The following is a 16,192-nucleotide window of genomic DNA, read 5'->3' as shown; positions in this document are numbered from 1 at the left end:
GGGATCAGGTGGGATGACCCAGTTCGCTGCAGCTTCGCAGCATCTCGTCCGCCCCGGGATCGCTGGCTACGATCGCGAACAGGTCGTTCTCGTTGGCCATCGCCGACTTCTTCTTGGACTCCAGCACCAGCACCGACTGCACCGACTGGTGGTCGCATTTGCGGTAGTGCTGCGGGCCCTTGGTCAGGTCGTATTGCAGTCCTTCCAGTGCCGCGACGACCTTGTCGGTGTCGGTGCCGCCGGCGGCCTGCATCGCCTGCAGCAGCGAGCCGACGCCCGAGTAGCCATAGGCGCCGTAATCGGTCGGGATCGCGCCGCCATTGGCGGCCCGGAACGCCTTGTTGAACTCGGCCGCGGTCTTGTTCTGGGTCTCGAGACCCCAATAATAGTTGGCGCCTCCGACCACGCCCTCGAACACGTCAGGCCCGACGGCGAGACGCTGGTTGTGCAGGATCACCGGCACCACGATCTTCATCTGCTGCTTGATGCCGAAGTCGACCGCCTGCTTGATCGCGTTGGCCTGGTCGCGGCCGAAATTGCTGATGCACAGCACGTCCGGCCGCAGCGACATCAGCCGCGGCATGAAGGTCGAATAGTCGGCCGCACCGAACGGATGCAGGATCTCGCCGACGCTCTCGGCGCCAACAGCGGTCTGCGCCCGCTTGAAGCCGCGCAGCATCTCATGGCCGTAGGCATAGTCGGCCACGAGATGCGCGACCTTCATGCCCTTCTTGATGGTCTGGCGGGCCACGGCCGCCGTGGTCATGTGCGGGTTCAGCGCCTCATGGAAGGTGTACTTGCTGAAATCCTTGGCCTCGTTGATGGTGTCGGACTGGCTGATCGACACGTAGATCACGCCGCGGGCGCGCGTCACCTCGTTGACGGCGAGCTGGACGGCGCTGGAGAGCGCGCCGACGACGGCGTGCACCTTGTCCTTCTCGATCAGCTCCAGCGTCCGCGTCGCGGCCTCGCCGGCGTTGAGCTTGTCATCGCGCACCAGGAGCTCGACCTTGCGGCCGGCGATGCCCCCCTTGTCGTTGACCAGCTTCACGGCGAGCTCGGCGCACTTGACCTGGTCACGGGCCTCGGCGGCGAACGGGCCGGTCAGCGGCGTCGGAAAGCCGATGCGGATGGTGTCATCGGCGGCGCGTCCCAGGCGCGGCATCGCGAGCGTGGCGACACCGGCCGACATTCCCATCAACGCCGTGCGGCGGGATATTCCTGGGCGTCGCAGCCTCGTCTCGTAGCTTGGCATGATCTCCTCCCTCATTCGTTTTTCTTAGAACCGGTTGAGCGCCTTGAGCACGCGCGCGGGCGTGATCGGGATGGTGTTGATGGTCGCGCCGAAGGGCATCAGCGCATCATTGACCGCATTCAGCACGCAGGCCGAGGCAGCGGCCGTGCCGGCCTCGCCGCAGCCCTTTGCGCCGAGAATGGTGTCCGCCGTCGGCGTCTCGACGTGATCGATGGTGATGTCCGGCATCTCCATCGCCATCGGCACCAGATAGTCGGCCAGCGATCCGTTGAGCAATTGGCCGGTCTCACCGTAACGGCATTCCTCGAACAGCGCCGCGCCCAGACCCTGAACGACACCGCCGCGCAACTGCTCGTCGACCAGCATCGGATTGATGATGCGGCCGCAGTCCTCGACGACATAGTGCTTCAGCAGCCTGATGAAGCCGGTCTCGACATCGACTTCGAGATAGCAGCCTTGAATGCCGTTGGTGAAGGCGAAGGGGTAGCCCTGCGGCGCGAAATGATGGCTGACCGTCAGTTGCGCCTGGGTGCCCGGCGGCAAGGTGTCGGAGCGGAAATAGGCGATGCGCGCGATCTCGGCGACCGGCAGACGCGGCTGCCCCGTCGCGGCACTGACGATCTGGCCATCGACGACGTCGAGCGCGGCGGGCTGCTCCTGCAGCACCAGCGCGGCAATCTCCAGAATGTTTGCCTTGAGCTTCCGCGCGGCCTGCAGTGCCGTCTCGCCACCGATGCCCGCGCCGCGGCAGGCCCAGGTCGCACCACCATGCGGCGTGACCTCGGTATCGCCGGTGATGATCTTGACGTGCTCCTGGGCGAGGCCGAGCTGCTCGGCGACGATCTGGCTGATGATCGCCTCGGTGCCCTGCCCCTGCTCCGTCACGGAGATCGCGCAGCGCACCTCGCCCGACGGCGTCAGGCTGACGGTCGCGCCATCCTGCGACGAGATGCGCGCGCCGCCGACGCCGTAGAAGGCCGGACTGGGGTTCGTAATCTCGACGAAGGTCGCGATGCCGATGCCGCGATGGATACCGCGCCGGCGCAGCTCGGCCTGCTCGGCCCGTAGCGCGTCATAGTCCATGATCTCGCGCAGCCGCCGCAGGCAGACTTCGTGCGACAGCGCCTCGAACCTGTAGCCGGTCGGCGAAGCCGTCGGATAGGCATTGTCGGCAATCACGTTCCTGGCGCGCATCGCGAATGGATCGAGCCCGACGCGGGCAGCGGCGAGATCCACCATGCGCTCGGTGACCGCGCAGGCGATGGGATGTCCGACCGCGCGATACTGGCTGGTCTGCACCTTGTTCTGGAATACGACCTCGAGCGCGGCGCGATAGGACTTGAAATAATAGGGCGCACCGATCAGGCGGATGACCTGGTTGCCTTCGACGACGCTGGTGCGCGGATAGGTCGAGAACGCGCCGATCGCCGTGGCATCGTGGACATCCATGGCGAGGATCTTGCCGTCGGTACCAACGGCCATGCGCGCGTGGACATGGTGATCGCGGGCATGAATATCCGAGACGAAGGACTCGATGCGATCGGCGACGTATTTGACCGGGCGCCCGAGCAGGATCGACAATCCGACGACCGCCATGTCCTCGTGATAGACATGCAGCTTCATGCCGAACGAGCCGCCGATATCCGGCGCGATCACGCGCACGCTGGCTTCCGGGATGCCGTAATGGCGGGAGTACAGATCCTGGAACTGATAAGGCGTCTGCGTCGCATGGTGCACCGTCAGCGCACCGCCCTCGGGATCATAGTCCGCGACGATGGCGCGCGGCTCGAGCGTCACCGGCGTATGACGGCCGAAGCTGAATTCCTGCTCGATCACGTGCGCGGCTGCCGCGAAGGCCTCGTCGACGCCGCCGCTGTCGAGCTGCGTGCGGAAGCAGACGTTGGACGCGGAAGCCGGATTGACCCGCGGTGTCCCCGGCTGGCGCGCGGCGTCGAGATCGACCACCGCCGGCAGCTCCTCGTAACCGACCGAGATCAGCTCCAGCGCATCCTCCGCGATCGCCCTGCTCTCGGCAACCACGGCAATCACGGCCTGGCCGGCCCAGACGACGCGATCGGGCGGCAACGGCAGCTGCGGCTCGGACGTCATGCCCTTGAAATGATCGAGTGTTCCGGTCCATGGCGTACAGATCTTCGCGAGATCAGCGCCGGTCGCGACCAGATGAACGCCCGCAAACGCCCGCGCCGCATCGACCTCGATGCCGGTGATGCGTGCATGAGCATAAGGGCTGCGCAGGAAGGCGGCGTACAGCATGCGCGGCAGGCGAATGTCGGTGACATAGTGCCCGCGTCCGGCGAGCAGCCGCTTCGCATTCGGACGCGGCACGGAGCGGCCGATATAGGAATTCGGACGGTCGAGCGAGGTCAGCGGCGCGGTCATGGCGACGAGCCCTCCGCGCCCTGCGATGCCGTTGCCGCCCGTGCCTCGGCGACCGCGGCAATGGCGTCAACGATCGCTTCATATCCGGTGCAGCGGCAGAAATTGCCCGAAAGCGCGTCGCGGATGCTCTCGCGACTCGGCTGTGCCGAATGGGTCAACAGCTCATGAGCGGTGATCAGCATGCCCGGCGTGCAGAACCCGCATTGCAGCGCATTGCGCCGATGAAACTCGGCTTGCAGGTCGGCGATCACGCCGCTCTCCGAGAGCCCCTCGATGGTCTCGATGCGCGCACCATCGGCCTGCACGGCAAACATCAGGCAACCATGCACGGCAGCGCCGTCGAGCTGAACCAGACAGGCGCCGCAGGCGCCCATCTCGCAACCGGCATGCGTGCCGGTCAATTCGAGCTGCTGGCGAAGACAATCCACCAGCGTGTCGCGGGGCGCGACGTCACACGCGACCTTGCGGCCGTTGACGATGAGGCGAATACGGACCTGCTCCTCGGTCTCGACGTCGACCGGCGCGTTCATGCGGCTTCTCCGATCCGTCCCAGCAGCCGGCCGAGCAGAACGCGCGCCAGATGCAGGCGCATCGCCGCCGGAACATCGTCGATGTCAGCAGGCGCGAGATCGTCGTCGAGCGCGGCCTGCGCGGCCGCAATCCGTGCCGCATCGATCCGGCTGCCCGTGAGGACTGCCTCCGCCCGTCTCGCACGGGTCGGGATATTGCCGACCGAGAAGAACGCGATGCGGAGGCGCTCGATCAGATCGCCCCGGCAGGTCGCGAGCAAACCGCAACCGACCAGTGCATAGTCGCCGCGCCGGCGGGCCAGCTCATCGAACGCGATGCGCTGACCGGCTTTGAAGAGAGGAACATGAACCGCAACGAGGAGCTCGCCGGGCGCGATCGCAGTCTCAAAAAGGTCGGTGAAGAAGTCGTCGGCCTTGACGCGGCGCAGGCCGGACGCGCCGGCAATCTCGATTTCGGCGTCGAGCGCCAGCACCATCGCCGGAAATTCGGAGGCCGGGTCGGCCAGCGCGACGCTGCCGCCAAAGGTCCCGCGATTGCGGATGGCAGGATGCGCGACGAACGGCGCCGCGGCACGCAACAGCGGGGCAAACTCGGCAATCAAGGGATCGGTCAGCATCTCGCAGTGTCGGGTCAAGGCGCCGATCCGCAACCATTCGCCGTCCCGCGTGATGCCGCGCAGCTCTGCAATGTGGTTGATATCGATCAGAGTTCGCGGGGCCTGGAGACGCAACGCCAGCGCCGGAACCAGGCTCTGGCCACCGGCAATGAATCGCGCATCGTCGCCGGCGCTCGCATGAGCTTCGAGCGCCTCGCCGATCGTGTGTGCACGAAAATAGCTGAAAGCCCTCGCTTTCATCCGTTTCCTCGCCGCCAGGGCTCGCCAGCCCGAAATTCCAGATTTGTAACCATCTGGTCTCAAAAGAATTGCACGCGGCGGCAGTGCGGTCAACCAGAAACGAACGATTGGTCACAAATCTGCTTTCGGGTATCAGACAGGCTTGTCGCCACAATCGATTGAGACCATGGCCAGGACTCCGAAGACAGCGAGCGTTGAGACGAAGGGCCGCATTGGTGGACGCCCGCGCAAAACCGACGGCCGCCCACAGGCGAGGCGCCGCAACATGCGCGCTGCCGACCGCGAGCGCCTGATCGTGGATGAAGCGATCCGCTTTTTCGCCGAGCGCGGCTTCGAAGGCCAGACGCGGGAACTCGCCAAGCGCATGGACATCGCGCATTCGGTGATCTACCGGCACTTCCCCAGCAAGGAAGCCCTCATCGAACGCGTCTATCAGGAGGTCTATCTGAGCCGCTGGTCGCAGGACTGGGGCCCGCTGATCCGCGATCGCAGCCATCCGCTCAAGGCGCGACTGACCGGCTTCTATCTCGACTACGTGGCGCGCGTGTTCGAATACAACTGGGTGCGGATCTTCGTGTTCTCCGGCATGAAGTCGTTCGGCATCACCGGCCGCTATCTCGACCTCGTCCGGCGCGAGATCATCGAGCCTGCCGCGATCGAGCTGCGGCATGAACTGCAGCTTCCGGACACCGCGACCCACCCCCTCGGCAGCCGCGAGGCGGAGATGTTCTGGGGACTGCACGGACGCATCTTCTATCTCGCGATCCGAAAGTTCATCTACGAAACACCCGTTCCATCCGATCTCGAGCAGACCGTCCGTGATGCGATCGACCTCTTCATGGACGGCGCCAGACTGGCACTCCCGCGACTGCTGCACGACGATCAGGCCGGACCATTACGATGATCCGGCCCATCGTCGATGACCGTCACGCCGTCCGGCCGCGCCCGCCCTTGATCTTCGCGGCGACGAGATACGATAGCGGCATGGCGACGACGAATCCGACCAGCGCCGCCAACGGCAGGTCTTTCATCGGACTCGCGACCAGCCCCTGCACCGTCAACAATGCCGTCACCGCGCTGCCGGCCAGCACCGTGCCCAGCATGACCCAGATGAGAATTGCGACCTTGAACATCTGTCCTTCTCCGCCAGTAGGAAAGCTTTCGATCCCTTGACGCGAGAATGCTCTGCCTGCGGCCTCCAGGCGGCATTGATTTGGAACAACCGGACTCAGCAATCGAGGGAGGAGCGACCGCTCCTCCCTCGATCAGTCCCGATGAGCCGACGGACTGTCGGCGATGCCTCGCGGTCGGCGATCGAACGACACTGCTCTATCGTGTCGCTGGAACGAAGTGATCGCGTTTGCTGACCGACGTCCCGGTCGCCGGATCCGTGATCTTGATCTCGATGTCCACCGGCGCGGAGGGAAGGTCGGCCCCCTTGGCCTCGATCGACATGCGGATCTCGCGGGTCTGATCCTGACCGACATCGATCACCATGCGACCGTCCTGCTCGCGCGTCTCCCCGGCCACCGTCACCTTCGCGTTCGGAAGCCCCACGACGTCCAGCACGAAGTCGCGCGGCCCGCGCTTGTTGAGCAGACGGACCGTGTAGTCGTTACGGACGCCGCCATCCGACAACTGCACGAACAGCGGGTTACGTTCATGCAGCACGTTGATGCCCATCGTGCCGCGCGTCGCCAGCGAGTACAGCATGATCCCGCCGACGATCGCGATGAAGCTCGCATAGATGATCGTGCGCGGCCGGATGATCCGGTAGATCTCGGGCTTGCCTTCCTTGCGGCGCTGGACGTTGATGTCGGTGTCGTACCCGATCAGGCCGGTCGGACGGCCGATCTGGGTCATCACGCTGTCGCAGGCATCGATGCACAGGCTGCACTGGATGCAGCCGAGCTGGATGCCGTGGCGGATGTCGACGCCGGTCGGGCAGACGTTGACGCATTGGTGGCAGTCGATGCAGTCCCCGGCGGGTGCGCCCTGCAGCCGTGCGGCTTCCGCCTTCTTGACCGACATGCGCGGTTCGCCGCGGTCGCCCTTGTAGGTGACGTTGAGCGCCCATTCGTCGGTCAGCGCCGCCTGGATGCGCGGCCACGGGCACATATAGATGCAGACCTGCTCGCGGGCGTGACCGGCGAACACGTAGGTCGTCGCCGTCAGGATGCCGATCCAGAGATAGGCGGTGAACGGCGCCTGGAAGGTGGCAAGGTCCTTCACCAGGGTCGGCGCATCGTCGAAATACAGCACCCAGGCGCCGCCGGTCCACCAGCCGATCATGATCCAGAGGAAGTGCTTGAGCGCAACCTGGCGGATATGGGTGAAGGTCCAGCCGCGCTTGTCGCTGAGCATGCGCTCACGGCGGTCGCCCTCGGCCCAGCGCTCGACGGCGTAGAACAGGTCGGTCCACACCGTCTGCGGACAGAGATAGCCGCACCACAGCCGGCCGGCGACCGCGTTCATCAGGAACAGGGCGACCGCCGCAATGATGAGCAGGCCGGTGAAGTAGTAGACCTCCTGCGGCCACAGCTCGATGAAGAAGAAGTAGAACCGGCGGTGCGGGAAATCGACCAGCACCGCCTGGTTCGGCATGCCGGGTCCGCGATCCCAGCGGACGAAGGGCAGCAGGTAGTAGATGCCGAGCGTGATGCACAGGATCGTCCACTTGATGCGCCGGAAGCGGCCGTGCACGGCCGCCGGATAGACCTTGTCGCGCGCCTTGTAGAGCGGCCCGACAATATAGGTGTCGTCCGAGTCAGCCATGATATCCCCGCTTCATCTTGCCGTCCTTCCGATCGGTTCAGGAGAACGCGTTGCCGCTCTTGAGCCCCAGCTTCTTGAAGACGATCGCTGCCGGGCAGAAGCCCGTGAACGAGGCCTGGATCATGTTCACGCCAGCAAAGGCCGCCAGCAAGAACCAGTAGGGACTGACGTACCAACCCAGCGCCAGACTGAGCAGGACGACGATCCCTGCGAAGGTGAGAACCGCTTTGTCGACGTTCATGACATATTCCTTCATGGTTGCATTTGAGCGTAATCAAGCAAGTGATTGCCCGGCGGTACGGCTATTGCCGCAGGCCGGACAGTGCCCAGGCGACGATTCGTTGCGAGTCCATCGCACCCGAGATCCGCGCCAGCTCCCGCCCCTGCTGCAACAGCAGCATGGTCGGAATTCCGGAGATGCCGAACCGTGCCGACACCTCCGGCGCCTCGTCCGAGTTCAGCTTCAAGAGTTGAACACGCGGCTCCAGCTCCTGGGCCGCGCGCGCGAACATCGGCGCCATCGCACGGCATGGACCGCACCACGGCGCCCAGACGTCGATGAGCAGCGGCAAACTGCTATGCGCGACATGACGTTCGAACGCGGCCTGGTCGACCTCGATCGGATGGCCGCCGAACAGCGGCGTATGACACTTGCCGCATTTCCCCTGCGTCGGCGCCCGGTCCGCGGGCAGACGGTTGATCTGCCCGCAATGGCCGCACACGATCTGCAAACCGTTGCTCATGTCCCGGTCCTGACCTCCTTGATCTTGGCGATGTTGAGCCGGTCGAGCAGGAACTTCTCGTAGAACGGCTCGGGCGTCCCGCGCCTCATCTTGCGCAGGAAGTACTTCTCGAAGGCGACCTTGGCGTAATGCACCCACTCTCCCTTCGACGACCAGTTGACGTTGCGCGGCGGGATCTGCGGCTGGGCCAGAAACGCGACGCCGGAATCACCGAAATCGGCAAGACAGATCGCGTTCCAGGTCGGCTCGGCTTTTGGCTCCTGGCCGCGCAGCAGCGCCCCGATGTTCAAGGCCGTCGCCGTCACCATCGATTCGATCATGAAGCCGGTCTTGGGCACGCCGACCGGCACCGGCGTCGGCCCGATCGGCGGGATCGCAACGCAGACGCCGATGGCAAACACGTTGGGGAAGGTCGGATTACGCTGATGCTTGTCGACGACGACGAAGCCGCGGGGATTGGTGAGCTTGTCGATGCCGCGGACGGCTCCCACGCCGCGAAAGGCGGGCAGCATCATCGAATAGGCAAACGGCAGCTCGTGCGTCTTACGGACGGTGCCGTCGTCGGCGACCTCCTCCACGAACATGCGGCCATCCTCGACCTTGGTGACGCGCGCGCTGGTAATCCACTTGATGTGCTTTTCGCGCATCTCGCTTTCCAGCAGGCCCTTGGTGTCGCCGACGCCGTCGAGGCCGAGATGGCCGATATAGGGCTCGGAGGTCACGAAGGTCATCGGCACCTGGTCGCGCATCTTGCGCCGGCGCAGCTCGGTTTCCAGGATGAAGAGGAATTCGTAAGCGGGGCCGAAGCAGGAGGCGCCCTGTACCGCACCGACAATCACCGGCCCGGGCTTCTCGGCGAGCCTGTCGAAGGCGGCCTTGGCATGAGCGGCGTGGTCGACATGGCACACGGATTGCGTATGCCCATCGGGTCCAAGTCCCGGGATTTCGTCGAAGGCGAGTTCGGGACCGGTGGCGACGACGAGATAATCGTATGCCACCATGCCGCCATCCGTCAGCTCGACCTGGTTCTCGGCTGGATGCACGCGCTTGGCGCCCTGCGTCAGCAGCCGGATGCCCTTGCGCTGCATGACGTCGACCAGATCGATCTCGATCTCGTCGCGCTTGCGCCAGCCCACGGCCACCCATGGGTTGGATGGCACGAAATGATAGGAGGATCCCTGCGAGACAACGGTCACGCGATCCTCCCTCCTCAGTTGCGGCAACATTTCATAAGCCATCAGCGAGCCGCTCAGCCCCGCCCCGATCACCACGATTTCCGCCATTGGGATCCTCCATCCGCACTTGATTCATTCTTGCTTCATGTCACCGCGGCGCCGCCGCCGGCCTTGACTATATATTCGAATATCTGTATATACGCAACTATGAAAATTGATGCTGACATCATGGAAGCGGCGGCGGACCAGGCCAGCGACCTCCTGAAGGCGCTGTCGAACCGCCATCGCCTCCTGATCATCTGCCAGCTGGTCGACGACGAGCGGTCGGTTGGAGAACTGGCCGAGTTTCTCGGCCTGCGCGATTCGACCGTGTCGCAGCACCTGGCGCTCCTGCGCAAGGACGGCCTGGTCACCGCCAGGCGCGAGGGGCAGACGATCTACTATTCGATCACAAGCGATCCGGCCCGCGAGGTCCTCAAGACGCTCTATCAGGTGTACTGCGGGCCGAGACCGCGACCGAGACTATGAGGATGCCGGACCGGCATCTTGACCAATATCAAACGGGAACCCCCATCCAGGTGAGATGTCTGCAGCCGACCGCGGACGGCTCGCCCAATCTCACAATTCGAATCAAACCAGACAGGAATAGGCTGATGCGCAGATTATCGGTCCTGAGCTTGATCGCCGCGATGGCGTGGCAGGCAGCGCCGGCCCTTGCGGAGACGCTGACGGTGGCGCCGCGGCAGGTCGCCGACGAGAAGGCGGTGTTCGCGACGGTGGAGAGCATCAGCGTGGTCCCTGCCCGCGGCCGCATCGGCGGCACCATCGTGCAGCTTTCGGTGCGCGAAGGCGACCCGGTCAAGCGCGGCCAGCCCATCGCCTTGATCGGCGACGACAAACTGGCCCTGCAGATCAAATCGCTCGACGCCCAGATCGAAGCGCTGCAGGCCCAGGCCAATCAGGCGCAGATCGACTTCACCCGCACCGAGGGGCTCGTCGAGCGTGGCACCCTGCCCCGGGTCAAGCTCGACGAGACGCGCACCGCGCTGAACGTCGCCGAGAATTCGCTGCGGGCCAAGACCGCCGAGCGCGCCGTGGTCAACCAGCAGATGAGCGAAGGCCAGGTGCTGGCGCCCGATGACGGCCGCGTGTTGAAGAAGCTGGTTGCCGTCGGGTCGGTGGTGCTGCCCGGCGATCCCGTGGTCACGGTGGCGCAGCAGAACTTCAAGCTGCGACTGCGCGTGCCCGAGCGCCACGCTCTCTTTCTCAAGGCCGGCGACAAGGTCCGGGTCGACGGCGCCGAGTTCGGCGACAGCTCCGACAAATGGGGCGTGATCGACCTCGTCTATCCGCAGATCGAGGAAGGCCGGGTCGTGGCGGACGCGATCGTCTCGGGTCTCGGCCAGTATTTCGTCGGCGACCGGCTGCGGGTCTGGATCTCCGGCGGCCAGCGCGACGCCTTCGTGATTCCGTCCCGCTACGTTACGACACGGTTCGGCATCGACTATGTCCAGTTACAGCAAGGGACGCAGAAGGTGAGCGTTCCGGTGCAGCGCGGACGCGCTCTGCCGAGCGCCGATCTCCCCGATGGACTTGAAATCCTGTCCGGCCTGCGCGCCGGCGACCAGTTGGTGCAGCCGTGAAACTCGGACTCTCAGGCAAGCTTACCCAGGCGACCATCGCCTCGCCGCTGACGCCGCTGTTTCTGCTCGCGGCGCTCGTGGTCGGCCTCATCGCCGTCGTCGTGATTCCGCGCGAGGAAGAGCCGCAGATCAGCGTGCCGATGGTCGACATCCGTGTCAACGCCGACGGCCTGCGTGCGCCCGACGGCGTCGAGCTCGTGACCAAGCCGCTGGAGACCATCGTCAAGGCGATCGATGGCGTCGAACACGTCTACAGCCAGACCGAGGACGACCGTGTCATGGTCACCGCGCGGTTCCTGGTGGGGACCAAGTTCGAGGACGCGATCCTGCGCGTCCACGAGAAGCTGCGCGCCAACCTCGACCGCATCCCCGTCGGCATTCCCGAGCCGCTGATCGTCGGCCGCGGCATCAACGACGTCGCCGTCACCGTGCTGACGCTGTCGCCGAAGCCGGAGGCCGCCGGGCGCTGGTCCGACAAGGACCTCTACGAGCTCGCCGACAAGCTGCGGGCGGAGCTGACCAAGGTCGACAATATCGGCCTGACCTATATCTCCGGCGGCGGCGCCCAGCAGATCCGGGTCGAGCCCGATCCGGAAAAGCTGTCGCTGTTCGGCGTGACCCTGCAGCAGCTCGTCGCCAAGGTGAAGGACGCGAACCGCTCGTTCCTGGCCGGAGACGTTCGCGACGGCGGCATCGTGCGCAATGTCGCCGCGGGCCAGACGCTCACGGGCATCCCGGATATCGGCCTGCTCCTGATCTCGACGCGCGATGGTCGTCCCGTCTATGTGCGCGACGTCGCCACCGTGGTCATCGGCCCCAATCTCGCCGAGCACCGCGTCTGGGACGACGCCCGCAACGACAAGGGCGACTGGCACCGGGTGCCGGCGGTAAGTCTTGCGCTCGCCAAGCGCGCCGGCGCCAATGCCGTGGTGGTGTCGCACGACATCGCGCAGCGCCTCGAAGGGCTGAAGGCCAGTCTCATTCCGAGCGACGTCGCCGTCACGGTGACGCGCGACTACGGCGAGACCGCCAATGAGAAGGCCAACGAGCTGCTGTTCCATCTTGGCCTCGCCACGATCTCGATCGTCGTGCTGATTGCGGTCGCCATCGGCTGGCGCGAGGCCCTCGTCACTTTCGTGGTGATTCCGACCACGATCCTGCTGACGATGTTCGCCGCCAATCTGATGGGCTACACGATCAACCGGGTCAGCCTGTTTGCGCTGATCTTCTCGATCGGCATCCTAGTCGACGACGCCATCGTCGTGGTCGAGAACATCGCGCGCCATTGGGGCATGCATGACGGCCGGCCGCGCCTGCAGGCCACCATCGAGGCCGTCGCCGAAGTCGGCAATCCGACCGTTGTCGCGACCCTGACCGTGGTCGCCGCCCTGCTGCCGATGCTGTTCGTGTCGGGACTGATGGGTCCCTACATGGCGCCGATCCCGGCCAACGCCTCGGCGGCGATGCTGTTCTCGTTCTTCGTCGCCATGGTGGTGGCGCCGTGGCTGATGCTGCGGCTGGCGCCGAGGTCGACCAGCGCCTCTGCGGACTCTCATGACGCGCATGGCGAAGGCCGTCTCGGACGCATCTATCGCAGCGTCGCGCGCCCGATCGTCGCCAGCAAGCGCTCCGCCTGGATCTTCCTGCTCGGCGTCGGCATCGCCACACTGCTGTCGATGACGCTGTTCGCGACCAAGTCCGTCACCGTCAAGCTGCTGCCGTTCGACAACAAGTCGGAGATCGCGGTGATGGTCGATCTCCCCGAGGGCGCGAGCCTGGAGGATACCGAGCGCACGCTGTTCGCGGCCGCCGATATCGCGCATGGGCTGCCCGAGATAACGAATGTGCAGAGCTATGCCGGTACGGCGGCGCCGTTCAACTTCAACGGCCTCGTCCGGCACTATTATCTGCGCGAACGGCCCGAGCTCGGCGAGCTCCAGGTCAATCTCGCCGCGCGCGGCGACCGCAAGCGCGCGAGCCACGACATCGCGCTCGAGTTGCGGCAGCGGCTGAAGAGCATCCCTGTGCCTGCCGGCACCAGCATCAAGGTGGTCGAAGTGCCGCCCGGGCCGCCGGTGCTCGCGACCCTGCTCGCCGAGATCTACGGTCCGGACGCGGCGACCCGGCGCGCCGTCACCACCGAACTCAAGAAGGTCTTCGCCGACGTTCCCTTCATCGTCGATATCGACGATTCCATCGGCCAGCGCCGGCCGCGGCTGCGGCTGTCGATCGACCAGGACAGTCTCGAGTTCTTCGGTGTCGAGCAGCGAGACGTCTACGACACGATCCAGACGCTGTTCGGCGGCGTCTCGGTCGGCTACTCGCATCGCGGCGAAGACCGCAATCCGATCGAGATCGCCGTGCGTCTGCCGAAGCACGACAAGAGCTGGAGTCAGGCCCTGGCATCGACGCCGGTGCCCGCCAACACGTTGCCCGGCAGCAAGACTGTCGTCGAACTCGGCCAGGTGGTGAAGGCCACCATGGAAGAGGGGTCGCCGATGATCTTCCGCCGCGACGGCCGCTTTGCCGACATGGTGATGGCAGAACTCGCCGGCCGCTTCGAGGCGCCGCTCTACGGAATGCTCGCGGTCGCCGACCGGATCGACGCCCATGACTGGGGCAAGCTGCCGAAGCCGGTGATCGGCTTCCACGGCCAGCCGGCGGACGAGTCCCGTCCGACGCTGCTGTGGGATGGCGAATGGGAGATCACCTACGTGACCTTCCGCGACATGGGCGCCGCATTCGGCGCGGCCATCCTCGGCATCTACGTTCTGGTCGTGGCGCAGTTCAAGAGCTTCCGGCTCCCGCTGGTGATCCTGACGCCGATCCCGCTGACACTGATCGGCATCCTGCTCGGCCACTGGTTGCTGGGCGCGCCGTTCACCGCGACGTCGATGATCGGCTTCATTGCGCTGGCCGGCATCATCGTCCGCAACTCGATCCTGCTGGTCGACTTCATCCGCCACAGCGGCGGCGAGGGCAAGACCCTGCGCGACGTCGTGTTGGAGGCCGGCGCCGTGCGCTTCAAGCCGATCCTGCTGACGGCGCTGGCGGCGATGATCGGTGCTGCGACGATCCTGCTCGATCCGATCTTCCAGGGTCTGGCGATCTCGCTGCTGTTCGGTCTGGCCTCCTCCACCCTGCTCACCGTGCTCGTGATCCCCGCGATCTACATCGCGCTGCGCGAGCCCGGCAAACCCACCACGAAGATGTCGTAGGAGCTATCATGACCAAACTGTACAGCGAGATCTGCAAGGACATCTCGGGTAACCTGAAGACGCTGCGCAAGGACATTCCGGACGTGATGCAGGGCTTCTCTGCATTGGCGAGGGCCGCCGCCGCTGATGGCGCGCTCGACAAGAAGACCAAAGAGCTGATCGCGCTGGCGATCGGGGTCGCCGTCCGGTGCGACGGCTGCATCGGCTTCCACGCGGAGGCGCTCGTCCGTCTCGGTGCAAGCCGGCAGGAGGTCGAGGAGACGCTCGGCATGGCGATCTACATGGGCGGCGGACCGTCGTTGATGTATGCCGCCGATGCGATTGCGGCGTTCGAGCAATTCCAGCAACAGGCAGCCGCCGCCTGAGCGCAGGTTCAGTCGCAGATATCGAGAATGGCCAGCATGTAGATGCGGATCATGTCGAGATAGTCGGGAATGTCGACGCGCTCGTCCGGCATCGTGTTGTAGCGGCCGCCCGGCCCGCAGACGATGCCCTCCATGCCGCCATACGTATAGAGATGGCCGGCATCGGTGCCGTAGAAGCAGCTCGGCGCCACCGGGCCGGTCGGCTGGGAGGCGCCACGCACGACGCGATAGGCATTGTTGACGGCACGGACGATCGGGCTGTCCGGCGCGACCTCGAACGGCGGCATGGTCGGCACGCCGGCGCGGTCCTCCGACATCAGATGGGCCTTCAGGCCGGGAAAACGCCCCTCCAGCGCATCGAGCTCGCGCCGCATGTCCGCGAGCGCGCCCTGCTCGGTCTGCCCTGGAGCGTAACGGCCGGAGCCCTTGATGCGGACGAAATCCGCGACCTGCGGCGTGCGCCATTCGTGCAACTCACGACCGAGCGCGCCGTGCACGACGCCGACATGGACGCGGTTGATGGCCTCATGTGCCGGCGAACGCGCGCCGGAGAACCGCATCGCGTTGAGACGCGGAATGAGATCGCAGACGGCGGTGATCGCGTCCACCGCCTCCTCGCGCTTCGACAGATGCCGCGTGTTGCCGACGAGCTCGATGATGAACATGAAGGCCGCGGCATGCATCGTCATCGCCTTGAGGTCGGTCGGCTCCGAATTGATGAAATAGTCGGCGCGCAGCCCCTGCTCCAGCAGCGAATAGGTGCCGACTCCACCCTGCAGCTCGCCGACCACATAGGTCAGGATGACATCGCCCCGCAGCTTCACGCCGGCCTCGATCAGCGTCTTGACCGCGCAGAAATAGGCGGCGTCGCCGGCCTTCATATTTGACACGCCGATGCCGTAGATGAAGTCGTCGTCGACCTTCCCCGCCCAGGGATCGACGGTCCAGCCCTCGGTCACCGGATTTGTATCGACATGGCCGTTGAAGAGCAGGCTCTTGCCGCCGCCGGTGCCGTGCCAGCGGCCGACCGCGTTGACCCGGCCCTCGGCCCCGAACGGAGCGAGGGCGGCATCCAGGCCGATCGCGCTCATCTGTTCGGCCATGAAGGCCGCGAGCTGCTTCTCGCCCTCGGTCTTCGAATAGCTCTTGTGCTGTACCATGCGCGACAGCAGCGCGAGCGAGGCGGGAATATCGATGCGGGCGAGCAGGTCGTTGCGGTCCATCGGGTCAA

15 protein-coding genes are annotated in these 16,192 nt (G+C 65.3%); 5 read left to right on the top strand and 10 right to left on the bottom strand.

Features of this window, described 5'->3' with window-relative positions; translation table 11 throughout:
- Window positions 1-4: 4 nt before the first annotated feature.
- Genes ACQR1H_RS28975 through ACQR1H_RS28960 form a run of 4 tightly spaced genes read right to left on the bottom strand, consistent with a single transcriptional unit; the run spans window position 5 to window position 5,042 of the window.
- Window positions 5-1,255, bottom strand: coding sequence for an ABC transporter substrate-binding protein (locus tag ACQR1H_RS28975; RefSeq protein ID WP_316215598.1), 1,251 nt, complete (start codon window positions 1,253-1,255; stop codon window positions 5-7).
- 24 nt (window positions 1,256-1,279) lie between these two features.
- Window positions 1,280-3,655 carry a xanthine dehydrogenase family protein molybdopterin-binding subunit gene (locus ACQR1H_RS28970; RefSeq protein WP_434908575.1) on the bottom strand — a complete coding sequence of 792 codons (2,376 nt, stop codon included), beginning with the start codon at window positions 3,653-3,655 and terminating at the stop codon, window positions 1,280-1,282.
- A complete protein-coding gene (locus ACQR1H_RS28965) occupies window positions 3,652-4,185 on the bottom strand; it encodes a (2Fe-2S)-binding protein (protein WP_315800375.1) in 534 nt (177 codons plus the stop codon). The genes ACQR1H_RS28970 and ACQR1H_RS28965 overlap by 4 nt, the downstream gene beginning before the upstream one ends.
- Window positions 4,182-5,042, bottom strand: coding sequence for an FAD binding domain-containing protein (locus tag ACQR1H_RS28960; RefSeq protein ID WP_315800449.1), 861 nt, complete (start codon window positions 5,040-5,042; stop codon window positions 4,182-4,184). The genes ACQR1H_RS28965 and ACQR1H_RS28960 overlap by 4 nt, the downstream gene beginning before the upstream one ends.
- Before the next feature lie 265 nt (window positions 5,043-5,307).
- Here ACQR1H_RS28960 and ACQR1H_RS28955 point away from each other — a divergent pair, with 265 nt between their 5' ends.
- Complete coding sequence (locus ACQR1H_RS28955; RefSeq protein ID WP_434908574.1) at window positions 5,308-5,946, top strand: TetR/AcrR family transcriptional regulator; 639 nt, start codon at window positions 5,308-5,310, stop codon at window positions 5,944-5,946.
- Window positions 5,947-5,968: 22 nt separating this feature from the next.
- Here ACQR1H_RS28955 and ACQR1H_RS28950 read toward each other — a convergent pair whose 3' ends face one another.
- The 5 genes from ACQR1H_RS28950 to ACQR1H_RS28930 form a co-directional block, all read right to left on the bottom strand.
- The gene (locus tag ACQR1H_RS28950; RefSeq protein WP_315712536.1) at window positions 5,969-6,175 is read right to left on the bottom strand and encodes a hypothetical protein; all 207 of its coding nucleotides are present in this window, start codon (window positions 6,173-6,175) and stop codon (window positions 5,969-5,971) included.
- A gap of 196 nt (window positions 6,176-6,371) precedes the next feature.
- Window positions 6,372-7,817 (bottom strand): cytochrome c oxidase accessory protein CcoG, encoded by a 1,446-nt coding sequence (gene ccoG / locus ACQR1H_RS28945; RefSeq protein ID WP_315800377.1) that lies wholly within the window; start codon window positions 7,815-7,817, stop codon window positions 6,372-6,374.
- A gap of 37 nt (window positions 7,818-7,854) precedes the next feature.
- The gene (locus tag ACQR1H_RS28940; RefSeq protein WP_315739305.1) at window positions 7,855-8,058 is read right to left on the bottom strand and encodes a YgaP family membrane protein; all 204 of its coding nucleotides are present in this window, start codon (window positions 8,056-8,058) and stop codon (window positions 7,855-7,857) included.
- A gap of 61 nt (window positions 8,059-8,119) precedes the next feature.
- Complete coding sequence (gene trxC / locus ACQR1H_RS28935) at window positions 8,120-8,560, bottom strand: thioredoxin TrxC (protein WP_315800379.1); 441 nt, start codon at window positions 8,558-8,560, stop codon at window positions 8,120-8,122.
- Window positions 8,557-9,843 (bottom strand): NAD(P)/FAD-dependent oxidoreductase, encoded by a 1,287-nt coding sequence (locus ACQR1H_RS28930; protein ID WP_315800380.1) that lies wholly within the window; start codon window positions 9,841-9,843, stop codon window positions 8,557-8,559. The genes trxC and ACQR1H_RS28930 overlap by 4 nt, the downstream gene beginning before the upstream one ends.
- Window positions 9,844-9,963: 120 nt before the next feature.
- On the opposite strand from ACQR1H_RS28930, the gene ACQR1H_RS28925 reads away from it, so the two are divergent.
- From ACQR1H_RS28925 to ACQR1H_RS28910, 4 genes are all read left to right on the top strand, one after another.
- Window positions 9,964-10,263, top strand: a complete 300-nt coding sequence (locus tag ACQR1H_RS28925) for an ArsR/SmtB family transcription factor (RefSeq protein ID WP_315800450.1) — start codon at window positions 9,964-9,966, stop codon at window positions 10,261-10,263.
- A gap of 125 nt (window positions 10,264-10,388) precedes the next feature.
- Entirely contained in the window at window positions 10,389-11,378 is a 990-nt protein-coding gene (locus tag ACQR1H_RS28920) for an efflux RND transporter periplasmic adaptor subunit (protein WP_316183486.1), read from the top strand.
- Window positions 11,375-14,596, top strand: coding sequence for an efflux RND transporter permease subunit (locus tag ACQR1H_RS28915; RefSeq protein ID WP_315800382.1), 3,222 nt, complete (start codon window positions 11,375-11,377; stop codon window positions 14,594-14,596). The genes ACQR1H_RS28920 and ACQR1H_RS28915 overlap by 4 nt, the downstream gene beginning before the upstream one ends.
- An 8-nt stretch (window positions 14,597-14,604) precedes the next feature.
- Entirely contained in the window at window positions 14,605-14,961 is a 357-nt protein-coding gene (locus tag ACQR1H_RS28910; RefSeq protein WP_315712545.1) for a carboxymuconolactone decarboxylase family protein, read from the top strand.
- Between the two features lie 8 nt (window positions 14,962-14,969).
- Here the strand turns inward: ACQR1H_RS28910 and ACQR1H_RS28905 are convergent, their stop codons facing one another.
- Window positions 14,970-16,184: a M20 family metallopeptidase gene (locus ACQR1H_RS28905; RefSeq protein ID WP_434908573.1), complete on the bottom strand. Its 1,215-nt coding sequence runs from the start codon at window positions 16,182-16,184 to the stop codon at window positions 14,970-14,972.
- Between the last annotated feature and the right edge of the window lie 8 nt (window positions 16,185-16,192).

The organism is Bradyrhizobium sp. HKCCYLRH2015, assembly GCF_051168215.1.
Lineage (GTDB): Bacteria > Pseudomonadota > Alphaproteobacteria > Rhizobiales > Xanthobacteraceae > Bradyrhizobium.
This window is presented reverse-complemented; position numbering and strand designations above follow the sequence as displayed.

Bases quoted from the DNA above. Each gene is read 5' to 3' on its own strand.
- ACQR1H_RS28910 (WP_315712545.1), top strand. From the start codon at position 14,605: ATGACCAAACTGTACAGCGAGATCTGCAAGGACATCTCGGGTAACCTG.
- ACQR1H_RS28930 (WP_315800380.1), bottom strand. From the start codon at position 9,843: ATGGCGGAAATCGTGGTGATCGGGGCGGGGCTGAGCGGCTCGCTGATG.
- ACQR1H_RS28925 (WP_315800450.1), top strand. From the start codon at position 9,964: ATGGAAGCGGCGGCGGACCAGGCCAGCGACCTCCTGAAGGCGCTGTCG.
- ACQR1H_RS28960 (WP_315800449.1), bottom strand. From the start codon at position 5,042: ATGAAAGCGAGGGCTTTCAGCTATTTTCGTGCACACACGATCGGCGAG.
- ccoG (WP_315800377.1), bottom strand. From the start codon at position 7,817: ATGGCTGACTCGGACGACACCTATATTGTCGGGCCGCTCTACAAGGCG.
- ACQR1H_RS28975 (WP_316215598.1), bottom strand. From the start codon at position 1,255: ATGCCAAGCTACGAGACGAGGCTGCGACGCCCAGGAATATCCCGCCGC.
- ACQR1H_RS28940 (WP_315739305.1), bottom strand. From the start codon at position 8,058: ATGAACGTCGACAAAGCGGTTCTCACCTTCGCAGGGATCGTCGTCCTG.
- trxC (WP_315800379.1), bottom strand. From the start codon at position 8,560: ATGAGCAACGGTTTGCAGATCGTGTGCGGCCATTGCGGGCAGATCAAC.
- ACQR1H_RS28920 (WP_316183486.1), top strand. From the start codon at position 10,389: ATGCGCAGATTATCGGTCCTGAGCTTGATCGCCGCGATGGCGTGGCAG.
- ACQR1H_RS28965 (WP_315800375.1), bottom strand. From the start codon at position 4,185: ATGAACGCGCCGGTCGACGTCGAGACCGAGGAGCAGGTCCGTATTCGC.
- ACQR1H_RS28950 (WP_315712536.1), bottom strand. From the start codon at position 6,175: ATGTTCAAGGTCGCAATTCTCATCTGGGTCATGCTGGGCACGGTGCTG.
- ACQR1H_RS28970 (WP_434908575.1), bottom strand. From the start codon at position 3,655: ATGACCGCGCCGCTGACCTCGCTCGACCGTCCGAATTCCTATATCGGC.
- ACQR1H_RS28905 (WP_434908573.1), bottom strand. From the start codon at position 16,184: ATGGACCGCAACGACCTGCTCGCCCGCATCGATATTCCCGCCTCGCTC.
- ACQR1H_RS28955 (WP_434908574.1), top strand. From the start codon at position 5,308: ATGCGCGCTGCCGACCGCGAGCGCCTGATCGTGGATGAAGCGATCCGC.